The 14,306-nt window shown below is 64.4% G+C and carries 13 protein-coding genes; 10 read left to right on the top strand and 3 right to left on the bottom strand.

Annotated features, from left to right (window positions below; genetic code table 11):
- Positions 1–100: 100 nt before the first annotated feature.
- Positions 101–931, bottom strand: a complete 831-nt coding sequence (locus tag HY852_RS26675) for a sterol desaturase family protein (RefSeq protein WP_291607947.1) — start codon at positions 929–931, stop codon at positions 101–103.
- A 522-nt stretch (positions 932–1,453) separates the two neighbouring features.
- Between HY852_RS26675 and HY852_RS26670 the strand changes: the two genes are divergently transcribed.
- The 8 genes from HY852_RS26670 (at position 1,454) to HY852_RS26635 (ending at position 9,884) form a co-directional block, all read left to right on the top strand.
- Complete coding sequence (locus HY852_RS26670; protein WP_291607946.1) at positions 1,454–1,978, top strand: prepilin peptidase; 525 nt, start codon at positions 1,454–1,456, stop codon at positions 1,976–1,978.
- Between the two features lie 127 nt (positions 1,979–2,105).
- Positions 2,106–2,903 carry a Flp pilus assembly protein CpaB gene (gene cpaB / locus HY852_RS26665; RefSeq protein ID WP_291607945.1) on the top strand — a complete coding sequence of 266 codons (798 nt, stop codon included), beginning with the start codon at positions 2,106–2,108 and terminating at the stop codon, positions 2,901–2,903.
- A 16-nt stretch (positions 2,904–2,919) separates the two neighbouring features.
- A complete protein-coding gene (locus HY852_RS26660; protein ID WP_291607944.1) occupies positions 2,920–4,395 on the top strand; it encodes a type II and III secretion system protein family protein in 1,476 nt (491 codons plus the stop codon).
- Between the two features lie 21 nt (positions 4,396–4,416).
- A complete protein-coding gene (locus HY852_RS26655) occupies positions 4,417–5,157 on the top strand; it encodes a CpaD family pilus assembly protein (RefSeq protein WP_291607943.1) in 741 nt (246 codons plus the stop codon).
- On the top strand, positions 5,154–6,422 hold the full coding sequence (locus HY852_RS26650) for an AAA family ATPase (protein WP_291607942.1): 1,269 nt from the start codon (positions 5,154–5,156) through the stop codon (positions 6,420–6,422). Before HY852_RS26655 ends, HY852_RS26650 begins: the two co-directional genes overlap by 4 nt.
- Positions 6,423–6,443: 21 nt before the next feature.
- Positions 6,444–7,910 carry a CpaF family protein gene (locus HY852_RS26645; RefSeq protein WP_291607941.1) on the top strand — a complete coding sequence of 489 codons (1,467 nt, stop codon included), beginning with the start codon at positions 6,444–6,446 and terminating at the stop codon, positions 7,908–7,910.
- Positions 7,911–7,922: 12 nt separating this feature from the next.
- On the top strand, positions 7,923–8,900 hold the full coding sequence (locus tag HY852_RS26640; RefSeq protein WP_291607940.1) for a type II secretion system F family protein: 978 nt from the start codon (positions 7,923–7,925) through the stop codon (positions 8,898–8,900).
- Positions 8,901–8,909: 9 nt separating this feature from the next.
- Positions 8,910–9,884 carry a type II secretion system F family protein gene (locus HY852_RS26635; protein ID WP_291607939.1) on the top strand — a complete coding sequence of 325 codons (975 nt, stop codon included), beginning with the start codon at positions 8,910–8,912 and terminating at the stop codon, positions 9,882–9,884.
- Positions 9,885–9,939: 55 nt separating this feature from the next.
- Here HY852_RS26635 and HY852_RS26630 read toward each other — a convergent pair whose 3' ends face one another.
- Positions 9,940–10,740 (bottom strand): tetratricopeptide repeat protein, encoded by an 801-nt coding sequence (locus tag HY852_RS26630; RefSeq protein ID WP_291607938.1) that lies wholly within the window; start codon positions 10,738–10,740, stop codon positions 9,940–9,942.
- A gap of 148 nt (positions 10,741–10,888) precedes the next feature.
- A complete protein-coding gene (locus tag HY852_RS26625) occupies positions 10,889–11,092 on the bottom strand; it encodes a hypothetical protein (protein ID WP_291607937.1) in 204 nt (67 codons plus the stop codon).
- A gap of 204 nt (positions 11,093–11,296) precedes the next feature.
- Here HY852_RS26625 and HY852_RS26620 point away from each other — a divergent pair, with 204 nt between their 5' ends.
- Positions 11,297–12,679, top strand: a complete 1,383-nt coding sequence (locus HY852_RS26620) for a M17 family metallopeptidase (protein WP_291607936.1) — start codon at positions 11,297–11,299, stop codon at positions 12,677–12,679.
- Complete coding sequence (locus tag HY852_RS26615) at positions 12,672–13,514, top strand: NlpC/P60 family protein (protein ID WP_291607935.1); 843 nt, start codon at positions 12,672–12,674, stop codon at positions 13,512–13,514. The genes HY852_RS26620 and HY852_RS26615 overlap by 8 nt, the downstream gene beginning before the upstream one ends.
- Positions 13,515–14,306: the final 792 nt, after the last annotated feature.

The following is a 14,306-nucleotide window of genomic DNA, read 5'->3' as shown; positions in this document are numbered from 1 at the left end:
CGCCCGACCTTGGTAACCTGACGCCAATTCATGAAAGAACCGCAAAGAAAACCGGACGCTTTGCAACAGCAAAGCGCCCGGCCTCGTGTAGACGATGCGGCTAGCGCCGGTACGGGAAGGCCATTTGCCCGATGATTTCGGGCGGCATGGTGGCTTCGTCCCTGCCATAGACCTGCGGCAACTCGTTTTCCGGCATGTAGTAGGTCCCGAACATCAGATCCCAGATCGGAAACGAACCGGCAAAATTGGTGTTGCCGCCCTGGGTAAGCGGGGTGTGGTGCCAGCGATGGAAAACCGGCGTGGCAAACACGTATCCGAGCGGTCCAAGCGTCCAGTTCACATTGGAGTGGACAAAGGCCGAATGGAACGTGACGAAGGGCCCGACCCAGACCAGGACGTTGGGCGAGATGCCCGCCATCAGCAGGACGACGTCAACCGCGACGGTCCCGAAGAACAGGTTGATCGGGTGAAAGCGCGCAGCCGAGATCCAGTCCAGTTCGACCGCGGAGTGATGCACGGCGTGATACTTCCAGTACCCGCCGCTGTGAAAGAGCCGGTGCAGCCAGTACAGCATGAAATCCGCCGCGACGAGATACACGACCGCCTGTAGCCACAACGGCATCTGCGACAGCGGACCATGGCCGTTCTCGTAGAACGCGATCAACTCGTCGGCGTCACGGATATTGAACAGAGCGGCGGCGCCAACGATCAGCAATCCGATCCGCATCACGCGGGCAAATACCGGGACAAAGAACCAGTAGCATATATCGGTGACCAGTTCGCCTTTGCGCCACCACGGCATCATATTCGGATTGCAGGCCCAATAATGCTCGAGCACCGAGAAAACCAGGGCCAAAACGATCGTGATGGGAACGATCTTCATGATCGTCTCGCCCATCATCATTGCGACTTGTAGGGGTAAATCCAACATGGCTGCCTCTTGAGATCCGCCAGATCGGTGACGCGTACTCCTGGATGTTTAAGGGACAATGAAATGTGCGTTGTCGACCAACCGTAGGCCTACGAGCACGCATGGAAACGAATTGCAGCGCTGCATTAGTGCGGAATTTACTGTGCTCCAAAGCATCGCTCCAAGGCGCACGAACAAATTAACGGCAGCGAAATGAGCGGGGCGACATGGTCGGCCCGATCATCCGGGGCCTTTGCGCTTGCAGCCCCTCCTTTAGAGTAGCGTTGCGTATGCGTAGACCCGATGTCAGGTCAGAGGCGTTGGTGGGCAGACCGGAGGATACGGTCAGCCCGGCGCGCCTGGTGTGCCTCGCCCTGCTCCTTGCGCTTGTTACGCTTGCGACACGGATTGCCAGTATCTGGTGAGACTTCAGGTGGGAGTTTCCGGCTGCGAGTCGGGAGCAACGTTTCCCGTTTGTTTATTTCCGGCGGCTAGAGTTCGGCGACACTTCGAATTTCCGCCACTGCAAACCATTGACCGCCCATGATCCTCGACCTCGCGCGCCTTCTGCTGTTTCCGGCTCTGATGGCGTTCGCCGCGGCGAGTGACCTCTTCACCATGACCATCTCGAACCGGGTGTCGCTCGCCCTCGCGGCCGGCTTCTTCATCTTGGCGTTCGCCGGCGGTATGGCGCCCTACGATGTGCTGCTGCATGTCGCGTCCGGCGCCGCGGTGCTCACGGTGGCCTTCGTCTGCTTCGCGATGGGCTGGGTCGGGGGCGGCGATGCAAAGGTCGCCGCCGCAGTGGCGCTTTGGTTCGGCTTCGCGCACCTGCTGAACTACCTGCTCTACGCGTCCTTGTTCGGCGGCGCCTTGACGTTGCTCCTGATCCAGCTCCGGCAATGGCCCCTGCCCTATGGGCTGGCCGGGCAGGACTGGCTGGTTCGGCTGCACGCCAAGGAGAGCGGCATCCCCTATGGCATCGCGCTCGCTGTGGCCGCGTTGCTGGTCTATCCGGAAACGGAATGGGTGAAGGCGATCGACCTCGCGCGTCTCGCCATTCGCTAGAACTGCCGCATAAACCTTGCGTTAAGGCGATTTAGATACGCCTCATTAACCATGCTTTGACGAATAGCTGGTCAACTGCCATCACGGCGGCGGCAGCGTCGCGGTGTGATTGTGGAAAGTGAAGCGTATGAATACCGCACGCATTGGCGTCCTCTCGGTAGCTATCGTCGCCGGCGGCATTGCCGCGTACCTTGCGAGCGGCACCGACGACAAGAAGCCGGCCGCGGTCGAACCGGTTGCACAGCTGCCGACTGTAGACGTCCTTGTCGCGAGATCGGACATCCCGCTTGGTCAGACGGTCAAGCCCGGGGACATGCAATGGCAAAACTGGCCCGCCGCGACCGCAAGCAGCACCTTCATCCGCCGCAACGAGCGCCCCGACGCAGCGAACCAGATCGCCGGCTCGATCGCGCGTTCGCCCTTCATCCAGGGCGAACCGATCCGTGAACAGAAGCTGGTAAAGGCCGAGGGCTCAGGCTTCATGGCCGCGATCCTGCCCAGCGGCATGCGCGCGATCTCGACCGAAATTTCGCCGGAAACCGGCGCCGGCGGCTTCATTCTGCCCAATGACCGCGTCGACGTGATTCTTTCCAAGCGGGAGAAGAATCCGGATCGCACGGACGGCGGACCCGACATCGTCAATTCCGAGATCATCCTGTCGAACGTTCGCGTTCTCGCGATCGATCAGGCGCCAAAGGAAAAGGACGGCCAGAACGCGGTGGTCGGCAAGACTGTGACGCTGGAGTTGAAGCCGGAACAGGCCGAAACGCTCGCCCGCGCCCGCCAGAGCGGCACGCTGACGCTCGCGCTGCGCAGCATCGCCGACGCCAAGGACAACAAGATAGAGGATCACGCGCCACGGCGCGGCGAGACCGTCGCGGTCATTCGCTACGGCATCCTCAGCCAGGCAACGGCACAAAAGTGACGATGGGGCACGCGATATGAAGAGCAGGGTCAACGGGGCAAAAATGCGGACTTTCCTGGTCCGCGCCCTGTCCTTTTCGGCGGCGACCGCGCTGACGCTCAATCCGGCGTTGACACCGGTCGTCGCAGGCGATTATCGCGCGGCGGCGCCCATCGCCGCTGACGGCCAGATGAACGCGCGCTTCCTCTCGCTCGGCGTCGGCAAGTCGTTGGTGATCGACTTGCCGCGCGACATCAAGGACGTGCTGGTCGCCGATCCCAAGATCGCCAACGCGGTGATCCGCTCTGCGCAGCGCGCCTACATCATCGGCGCCGCGGTGGGCCAGACCAACATCGTGTTCTTCGATTCCGCCGGCCAGCAGATCGCGGCCTACGACATCGCGGTGAAGCGGGACTTGAACGGCGTGCGCGCCGCTCTGAAACAGGCGTTCCCCAACTCGGATATCCATATCGATGGCGTCGCCGACGGAGTCATCCTCACCGGCACCGCAGCCACCCCGATCGAGGCGCAGCAAGCGGGCGATCTAGCCGCGCGCCTTGCGGGCGGTGCCGACAAGGTCGTCAATTCGATCGTGGTGCGCGGGCGGGACCAGGTCATGTTGAAGGTGACGGTCGCCGAAGTTTCCCGCTCCATCATCAAGCAGCTGGGCATCGACCTCAACGCCAGCCTGAGCTACGGCACGGCGGTGGTGAACTTCAACAATTCCAATCCGTTCACCGCCTACGGCCACGCGTTGGTCAGTGGCAACGCCACCACGGCATCCTTCGGCGCCACGCCGTCGGTGCAGGCAACGCTGCGCGCGATGGAAAGTGCCGGCGTCGTGCGCATGCTCGCAGAACCGAACCTGACGGCGATATCCGGAGAGTCGGCGACGTTCATCGCCGGCGGCGAATTCCCGATTCCAGCCGGTTATTCCTGCGATCCCACGACGCACGTCTGTACCACCCAGATCAGCTTCAAGAAGTTCGGCATCTCCCTGAATTTCACCCCGGTCGTGCTGACCGAGGGCCGCATCAGCCTGCATGTGATGACGGAAGTGTCCGAGCTCTCCAACGACAACTCGATCACGTTGTCCCAGGCGGTCACCTCCTCGACCGTGAACTCGCTCACCATTCCCTCGATCAAGACCCGCCGCGCCGAAACCACGCTCGAAATTCCCTCGGGCGGCGCGATGGCAATGGCCGGCCTGATCCAGGAAAATACCAAGCAGGCGATCAACGGCTTGCCGGGGCTGATGCAGCTCCCGATCCTCGGAACGCTGTTCCGCAGCCGCGACTACGTCAACAGCCAGACCGAGCTGATGGTTCTGGTGACGCCCTACGTGGTCCGCGCCGTGGCGCAGAAGGATCTGTCGCGGCCTGACGACGGCTTCGCGGCGCCCTCGGACCCACAGGCTGGTCTCCTCGGCAACATCAACCGAATCTATGGCGTACCCGGCCGTGTCGAGCCGGCGCGGGCTTACCGCGGCACTTACGGCTTCATTACCGACTGAGGCGGAACGGGGACAGAACCGATGACCACAAGACCACCCCTCGATCGCAAAGCCGCCCTTCGCGCCGCAGGCGCGCTTGCCGGCGCGGCGATTGCGCTCGGCGCCTGCACGCACACCAACGACGTCGTCGCCACCAACAGCATTCCCGACGATTACAAGCAGCGCCACCCGATTGCGATCCAGGAGGCCAACCAGTCCATCGTGGTCTTCGTCGGCCACGCCCGGGGCGGACTGACCGCCACCCAGCGCGCCGACGTCATGGGACTCGCGCAAACCTGGCTGCGCGAAGGTACCGGCGCAATTCAGGCCGACCTTCCGGTCGATACGCCGAATGCGCGCGCAGCCGCCGGCTCCATGCGGGAAATCGAATCGCTGCTCGCGGCCGCCGGCGTGCCGCCGCGCGGCGTTATCGTGCGCCGCTACCGGCCGGAAGATCCGCGTCTGTTGCCGCCCATCCGCCTCAGCTACTCCAAGATCGCGGCGGTCGCCGGACCGTGCGGGCTGTGGCCGGAGGACCTCGGCCCTTCGATCAAGAACAAGAGCTATTTCGAGAACAAGCCCTACTACAATTTCGGCTGCGCCTCGCAGCGCAATCTCGCCGCGATGGTCGACAATCCGTCGGATCTCGTGCAGCCGCGGGCTGAGACACCGCCCTACACGGTGCGCCGCACTGCCGCCTTCGAGAAATATCGGAAGGGCACGACGACCACCACTCAATATCCCGAATCCGACAAGGCCAAACTCAGCGATACCGGCAAATGATCAGCTACGCCCGCCAGCCCACCGAAGAGCAGCCGCAGGCCGCCCCGCCGCCGGTCGAGGAGCATATTGCGCCCGCGCCGCGCGTCTCGGTTCAGGCGTTCTGCGAAACGGTGGAGACTGCGGCGGCCGTGCAATCGGCCGGCGAGGACCGCCGCCTCGGCAAGGCTCACCTCAAGCTCCAGATGGGCGGAATGGCGGCCGCGATCGAAGCCTATCGCTCCGCGCCGACGCCGAATGTCATCGTGCTGGAAAGCGACGGCCGCAACGACCTGCTTGCCGGTCTCGACCAGCTCGCAACCGTCTGCGATGCCGGAACCCGAGTGATCGTGATCGGCCGTATCAATGATGTCGGCCTTTACCGCGATCTGGTTCGCCGCGGCGTCAGCGACTACGTGCTCGCGCCGGTCACGGCGCTCGATGTTGTGCGGTCGATCTGCAGTCTGTTCTCGGCGCCGGAAGCCAAGGCCGTCGGCCGTATCCTCGCGATCGTTGGCGCCAAGGGGGGCGTCGGCGCCTCCACCATCGCCCACAACGTCGCGTGGGCGGTCGCGCGCGACCTCGCGATGGATTCCGTGGTTGCCGACCTCGACCTCGCGTTCGGCACCGCCGGGCTCGACTACAACCAGGATCCGCCGCAGGGCATTGCCGACGCCGTGTTCTCGCCGGACCGGGTCGATACCGCCTTCGTCGATCGCCTGCTCTCGAAGTGCACCGACCATCTCAGCCTGCTGGCGGCGCCGGCTACCCTCGACCGTGTCTACGATTTCGGTATGGACGCCTTCGACGCCATCTTCGACACGCTGCGCACGACCATGCCCTGCGTCGTGCTGGACGTCCCTCATCAATGGTCGGGCTGGACCAAGCGCGCGCTGATCGGGGCGGATGACATCCTGATCGTCGCCGCGCCGGATCTTGCCAATCTGCGCAACACCAAGAACCTCTATGATCTCCTGAAGGCGGCGCGGCCGAACGACCGCCCGCCGGTGTACTGCCTGAACCAGGTCGGAGTTCCGAAGCGGCCGGAAATCAATGCCAGCGAATTCGCCAAGGCGATCGAAAGCGACCCGATCGTCACCATTCCGTTCGACCCACAGGTGTTCGGCGCTGCCGCCAACAACGGCCAGATGATCGCGGAAATCTCCGCCAATCATCGCACGATCGAAATGTTTCTCCATATCGCGCAGCGCCTGACCGGGCGCAGCGAGACCAAGAAGGCAAAATCTTCATTCCTTTCTCCTCTGATCGAGAAGCTGCGGAAAAAGTAGCCCGCGGCATGGAGCAGTGTTGTGTTCGGTAAGCGTAGCGGAACAGACCTCGACTTTCGGGCTCCCAAGCCCGGTGGCGCGACGCCGGAACCGGCGCCCACCCCGGCGCCGAGCGTTTCCCGCGCGTCACCTCCCGCAGTGTCATCACCGCCGCTCGCGCCGGCCAAAGTGATGGCGCCTCCGGTCATGGAGAGCCGCCGCTCCGACAATTACTACGAAGTGAAGGCTACGATCTTCGGCGCTCTGATCGAGGCGATCGACCTCGCTCAGCTTGCCAAGCTCGACGCCGAGTCGGCGCGCGAGGAAATCCGCGACATTGTCAACGAGATCATCGCGATCAAGAACATCGTGATGTCGATCGCCGAGCAGGAAGAACTGCTCGACGACATCTGCAACGACGTGCTCGGTTACGGTCCGCTCGAGCCGCTCCTGTCGCGCGACGACATCGCCGACATCATGGTCAACGGCGCCAACACCGTCTACATCGAAGTCGCCGGCAAGATTCAGCGCACCGGGATCCGGTTCCGCGACAACCAGCAGCTCCTGAATATCTGCCAGCGCATTGTCAGCCAGGTGGGCCGCCGGGTCGACGAGTCCTCGCCGATCTGCGACGCGCGCCTCGCCGACGGCTCGCGCGTCAACGCCATCGTCCCGCCGCTGGCCATCGACGGGCCCGCACTCACCATCCGCAAGTTCAGGAAGGACAAGCTGACGCTGGATCAGCTCGTCAAGTTCGGCGCCATTACGCCAGAAGGCGCCGATATCCTGCAGATTATCGGCCGCTGCCGCTGTAACGTGCTGATCTCGGGAGGTACCGGCTCGGGCAAGACGACGCTTCTGAATTGCCTGACGAACTACATCGAGCACGACGAGCGCGTCATCACCTGCGAGGACGCCGCCGAGCTTCAGCTGCAACAGCCCCACGTGGTGCGCCTGGAGACCCGCCCGCCAAACATCGAAGGTGAAGGCCAGGTCACCATGCGCGATCTCGTACGCAACTGCCTGCGTATGCGCCCAGAGCGCATCATCGTCGGCGAAGTCCGCGGACCGGAGGCGTTCGACCTGCTGCAGGCCATGAACACCGGCCACGACGGCTCGATGGGCACGCTGCACGCCAACAATCCGCGCGAAGCGCTCTCGCGCTGCGAGTCCATGATCACGATGGGCGGGTTCTCGCTGCCATCGCGCACCATCCGCGAAATGATCTGCGCTTCCGTCGACGTCATCATCCAGGCGGCCCGACTGCGGGACGGCTCGCGGCGCATCACGCACGTCACCGAGGTGATGGGCATGGAAGGCGACACCATCATCACCCAAGACATCTTCATCTACGACCTGATGGGCGAGGACGCCAACGGCAAGATCATCGGCCGGCACCGCTCGACGGGCATCGGACGGCCGCGCTTCTGGGATCGCGCGCGCTACTACGGCGAGGAGAAGCGGCTCGGCGCCGCGCTGGACGCGGCCGAAATGGCCTCGAAAACCTAAAGGGAGCGTGCCATGAAACTGCAAACGCTGGCGCTCGCCTTTCTCGCCACCACCGCCGTCGGCGGCGTCGCCTGGGTGTTCCTCTATCCGTATCTTTCCGGCGAACGGAAAGCGGAGAACAGGCGGGCATTCATAGCCCGGTCCGAGCCGGTCGCCGTGCGGCAGGCCGAGAAATCCCAGCGCTCGCGCCGCGAACAGATCGAGGGGACGCTCAAGGACCTCGAGGCGCGACGCCAGAAGGAGCAGAGCGCTCCCCTCAGCGTGCGCCTGACCCAGGCGGGGCTGGACTGGACACCGCAGAAATTCTGGATCGTATCCGGTGTGCTTGCCGTCCTTTTCGGATTGCTCGCCCTGTTCGTCGGCGGCGGACTGATCGCTGCCGGCGGGCTTGCCTTTGCCGCCGGCTTCGGCCTGCCGCGCTGGGCGCTCAACTTTCTCAGGAAGCGCCGCGAAGCCAAGTTTCTCGCCGCGCTGCCCGACGCCGTCGACATCATCGTTCGCGGCATCAAGGCCGGCCTGCCGCTGTTCGAATCCATCAAGGTCGTCGCCGCCGACTCGCCGGACCCGCTGCGCAGCGAGTTCCTGGCCATCATCGAGACCCAGGCGATCGGCATGCCGCTCGGCGAAGCCTGCGCGCGGCTGTACGACCGGATGCCGCTGCCGGAGGCGAACTTCTTCGGCATCGTCGTCTCGATCCAGCAGAAATCCGGCGGTAACCTCTCCGAAGCGCTCGGCAACCTGTCCAAGGTGCTCCGCGACCGCAAGAAGATGAGAGAAAAGATCCAGGCGATGTCGATGGAAGCCAAGGCATCCGCCGCCATCATCGGCTCGCTGCCGCCGATCGTGATGTTGCTCGTCTATCTCTCGACGCCCCAGTACATCTCGCTGCTGTGGACCCATCCGACCGGCCAGTTGATGCTGGCCGGCTGCGTGGTCTGGATGACGATCGGCGTGCTCGTCATGAAGAAGATGATCAATTTCGACTTCTGAGGGTGTGGCATGGTTGAGTTCCTGATCGCGAAACTTCACGACGTCCGCTTCATGACCATGCTGCTGGCGGCGATCGCCGCCAGCGCGACCGTCTATACGCTGGTTATGCCGCTCTTTGCCGGCGAAGGACTAGCCAAGCGCATGAAGGCGGTGGCGAACGAACGCGAACGCATCCGGCAGCGGGAACGCGAGCGGATGAACAAGAACGAGAAGGTCTCCCTGCGCCAGACGCCGAAGCAGTTCGTCTCCAAGATAGTCGAAGACCTGAACCTGACCAAATGGCTCGCGCAGGAGGCCGCCCGCGAGAAGCTGGTTATGGCCGGCTACCGCGGTCACGCCCCATACGTCACCTTCCTGTTCGCCCGCGCCGTCGCGCCGATCGCGCTTTTCGGTGGCGCTGCGCTGTACGTATTCGTGGTCGCGCATCTTGATAAGCCGCTGCCGCTCAAGATCGGCATCTGCATCGCAGCGGCCTATCTCGGCCTTCAGGCGCCGATGCTGTTCCTGAGGAATGCGATCTCCAAGCGCCAGCTCTCCATCAAGCGCGCCTTCCCCGATGCGCTCGACCTGCTGCTGATCTGCATCGAGTCCGGCATGTCGGTCGAGACCGCGTTTCGCAGGGTCGCTGCCGAGATCGTGACCCAGTCGATCGCGCTGTCGGAGGAACTGACGCTGACGACGGCCGAGCTGTCCTACCTGCAGGACCGGAAGGTCGCCTATGAGAACCTGGCGCGCCGCACCGGGCTAGAAGGCGTGAAGTCGGTCTGCCTGGCGCTCATGCAGGCGGAACGCTACGGCACCCCGCTGGGCCAGAGCCTGCGCGTGATGGCGCAGGAAAACCGCGACATGCGGATGAACGAGGCCGAGAAGAAGGCGGCCGCGCTGCCCCCCAAACTGACCGTCCCGATGATCCTTTTCTTCCTGCCGGTCCTGTTCGTCGTCATTCTCGGACCGACCGGCATCAAGGTTTCGGAGCTGCACTGAGAGCTGGTGCGATCCGCCGCAGGTTTCGGGCGGCGGGTCAGTCGGAAGTCACCGCTCAGTTGGGTCGGTTAAGCGCTGCCACGGGCGTCTTGCCCGGCGCCCGCGGGCTATCCTTGCGGCTCAGCATGTCCCTCAGATAGGCGACGTTGGCGGCCGCCTCGTCCGGCGGCAGGTCGGCCTTCGCAATCTGCTCGGCCTCGGCGAAACGGCCCTGAAGGCCGACCACCAGCGCGAGATTTTGCCGCACCCGCGCATCGGCGCGCGTGCTGCCGTGGGCCTGCCGCAGCGCCTGTTCGGCCTTGGGCAGGTCCCTTGTCAGCATGTACGACATGCCGAGATTGGACAGGACCGAGGGTTCGTCCGGCACGATCTTCAGCGCGCTGGCGTAGTAGCGGCGCGCATCCTCGTGCCGGCCGAGCTGATCGAGCGCGGTGCCCTGCACCGACAGGATGCGCCAGTCGGGGCTGTCAGGCGAGTGGGCCTTGGAAAGCACGTCGAATGCCTGCTGGAAATTGCCGTTGTCGGCCAGCGCGCGGCCATAGGCCGCAAGCAGCGCCTTGTTGCCGGGATGGGCGATGGTCGCCTTCTCAAGGACCGCGGCGGCCTGTGCGCGCTGACCGTTGGCGCGCAGTGCCTGGCCGTAGGCCAGCGCCACGTCGGGATCCTTGGGGTTGGCTCGGTAACGCTCGCCATAGACTTCCACCGCGCGAGCCGGATCCGTCGGGGCCGTGTCGGCCCGCGGCGTGACGGATCCTGTGATGTCGGACATGGTCTGGCAGCCGCCGAGGCTTGTGCCCAGAACCGCGATCAGGGCCGCGGATGAAAGAAGCCGGGCTAGGCTTAACTGCTGACGCATGACGCTCTGACTCTGGGGCGATCGAACCGAACGCGTCAGCAATAGACTGTTAACCCTAACGCCCGGTTAATTGCCGGTCCGCATCGCCGCCCAGCCGCACGGCCCCCCGCGGACGCGCGACCCGGCTGAGAGCCTCGAGCGGGGACGATCAGTATTCGAGGGCTAGGCGCTTTCTCACCTCGTCGAGTCGCTTGTCGATAGCGTCGAATCTGGCATGGACGGCGCGGTCGTGGAGATAGAAGATGTAGCCTCCGGCGAGGAAACCGAAGATCCAGTGGTGATGATCGATATAGGCAAGGATCGCCTCGATCGCATGGCCGATGAACGCGACCACGTCCCACAAAGCTTCCATTGTTTCCTCCCGACGCACCTGGTCCTGACGTCCGACGTCGCGCCCTTCCCGGCAAGCTTAGCCTGGAACCTAGCACGGCAATTTGCCTGCGAGTAGCAGCTGCGCTTTTGGCCGCGGCGAAGCCGATTGCGAGCTTGCGAAAACTCTGCGAAGTCTCTTGCCTGCTTCGCGCCTGATCCTTCGACCCCCAGTTCGAGCGACCCTATGCCTTCCGTGTTCGAGACCGCGCCCGGCGTCTCCGCAATTCCCATCACTTTTGTGACCACATCATCATGGGAGGTATTGCGCGAAACCCTGCCGCCGCAGGCCGGGCAATTCGCCGTCGCGAGCGCCTTTGCCGCCAAGCCGGGCGCCTGCCTGATACTGCCGGCCGGCGACGGGCAGATCGCGCAGGTGCTGTTCGGCCTCGAGGATCCCGGCGCCAGGTCACTCGACCTGTTCCGGCCCGGCCAGCTGCCCGGGCTGTTGCCGCCGGGCACCTACCGGTTCGCCAACGCGCCGCACGATACCCGGCTGGCCGCGCTGGCCTTTGCGCTCGGCAGCTACCGGTTTTCCCGCTATCGCAAGTCCGATGCCCCGGACCTCAGGCTCGTGCCGCCGGACGGCATCGACATCGCCGAACTGACGCGGATCGCGGACGCCGCCATGCTGGCGCGCGATCTCATCAACACGCCATCGAACGACATGGGGCCGGAAGAACTCGCCGCCGCGGCCCAATCGCTGGCCGGCTCTTTCGCGGCGAGCTTTCGCTGCGTTATCGGCGATGACCTCATGCGCGAGAACTTGCCGCTGATCCACGCGGTGGGGATGGCTTCGACCCGCGCTCCGCGGCTGATCGATTTCACCTGGGGCAATCCGGCTCATCCCAAGGTGACGCTGGTCGGCAAGGGGGTCTGTTTCGACAGCGGTGGACTCGACCTCAAGCCTTCGAGCGGCATGCTGCTCATGAAGAAGGACATGGGCGGCGCCGCCAACGTGCTGGCGCTGGCGAAGATGGTGATGCAGGCAAGCCTCAAGATACGGCTGCGCGTTCTCATTCCCGCCGTGGAAAACGCCGTCTCCGGCAACGCCTTCCGCCCGCTCGACGTGTTTGCCTCGCGCAAGGGGCTGACGGTGGAGATCGGCAACACCGACGCGGAGGGCCGCCTCGTGCTCGCCGACGCGCTGGCTTTGGCCGACGAAGAGGCGCCCGACCTCCTGATCGATCTCGGCACGCTGACCGGCGCGGCCCGGGTCGCGCTCGGTCCCGATCTGCCGCCGTTCTACACCAGCGATGAAGCTCTGGCGCAGGACGTTGCGCGCTGCGCGACCGCGGAGAACGATCCGCTGTGGCGCATGCCGCTCTGGCCCGCTTACGACAGCTGGCTCGATTCCAGGGTCGCCAACGTCACCAACGCACCATCGGGCACCTTCGCCGGTTCGATCACCTGCGCCCTGTTCCTGCAGCGTTTCGTCGAGCAGGCCAGGAGCTGGCTGCACGTCGACATCTTCGCCTGGACGCCGTCGGCCAAGCCGGGGCGGCCGGAAGGCGGTGAGTGCCAGGCGGCGCGCGCGATCTACAAACTGCTGAGCGAGCGCTATGGATGATCCGCGGCTCACCCCGGCGCGAGGCGACATCGCCGCCGGATATCTCGAGGGCAAGGTCAAGGCCGATCGCTTCGTCACCGGCGAGGAGTTCGAAGTGACGGAAGCCATCGCCCCGCTGCGCGAGCGGCCGTCCTCCGACGCCATGCTGATGACGCAGGCGCTGCGCGGCGAGCGCGTCACGGTGTATGACCGCAATGGCGAAGGCTGGGCATGGGGCCAGCTTGCGGCCGACGGCTATGTCGGCTGGCTGCCCGACGCGGCGCTCGCGAGGCCTCTCGCGACACCGACGCACAAGATCGTTGCGCTGCGGACGTTCGTCTTTCCCGGTCCCTCGATCAAGCTGCCGCCTTCCGACACGCTGGTCATGGGATCGCGCATTGCGGTGACGCGCGAACAGGGCGCCTTCATGGTCACGCGCGAGGGCCACTATCTGCCGACGATCCATGTCGCCGGCCTCGACCATCGCGAGCCGGACTTCGTTGCCGTTGCCGAGCGTTTCGTCGGCACGCCGTATCTATGGGGCGGCAAGAGCAATCTCGGCATCGACTGCTCGGGCCTCGTCCAGCTCTCATTGAATGCCGCCGGAATTGGCTGTCCGCGCGACAGCGACATGCAGCAGGCCGGCCTCGGTCGCGCGCTGGAGCGAAGCGAGTTCGACAAATTGCAGCGCGGCGACCTGATCTTCTGGAAGGGGCATGTCGCGATCGTTCGCGATGCCAGCACCATCGTTCACGCCAACGCGCATCACATGGCCACCGTGATCGAGAACACCAATCAGGCCATCGAGCGGATCAAGAAGGCCGGCAGCGAGATCATTACGGTCAAGCGGATTTAGCGGAGCCACTTGCCAGACATGATTTCGCATTCTCGCGCTTTCAACACCGTCATTGCGAGGAGCCATAGCGACGAAGCAATCCAGACTGTCACTGCCGAGGCAGTCTGGATTGCTTCGCTTACGCCTTCGCTCCTTCTTCAGCGAAGTCGCTCCCAACGACGGCATTGACAGTCCCGTCATCCTGAGGCGCTCGCGAACGCGAGCCTCGAAGGATGAACGGCCAAGGATGAAGCCGGGCAAATCTCGCTCCTCGCAATGACGGCTCTCAATTCCTCATGCTGAGGAGCGCTTTGCGCGTCTCGAAGCATGAGGCCCTGCTGGTGCGCCTCGCCCTTCGAGACGCCGCGCAAGCGCGGCTCCTCAGGGTGAGGGCGATACATGGTCAGTCGCGGTGACGATCCTGTTCGAATGTCAAACAGCCGAGGGGATGTGGGTCCGCATTCTCGCGGCGCTTTGCGCCCGAGTTTTGCTGCACTTTCCCGCCCGCTTCATGGAAGAGGGCGCAGGGAAGGCCGGGTGCCGGCTGGCACCCGCGGTCCGTGCGCGAAACGCACACGGGTTGGACCACAGGGCAGCCGAGAGCATCCCGGCCTTCCCTGCGCGGTTGGTTTTAACGGCTTATGTCGTGATCTCCCCGGTGAGACGAGCTCTATTGCCACCGTCGCCGCGCGGATGTTTGGCGCTCACACCCGGTCGGGTGAAACACCTCCGCAGGCTTGACGCCAGCTTCGGGCGCCAGGACCACACGATTTCGCCGTCCGCGGACATCCTCGCTCTTCTTTCGAAGGCTGG

The sequence above is a fragment of the Bradyrhizobium sp. genome, assembly GCF_016213215.1.
Classification (GTDB): domain Bacteria; phylum Pseudomonadota; class Alphaproteobacteria; order Rhizobiales; family Xanthobacteraceae; genus Bradyrhizobium.
This window is presented reverse-complemented; position numbering and strand designations above follow the sequence as displayed.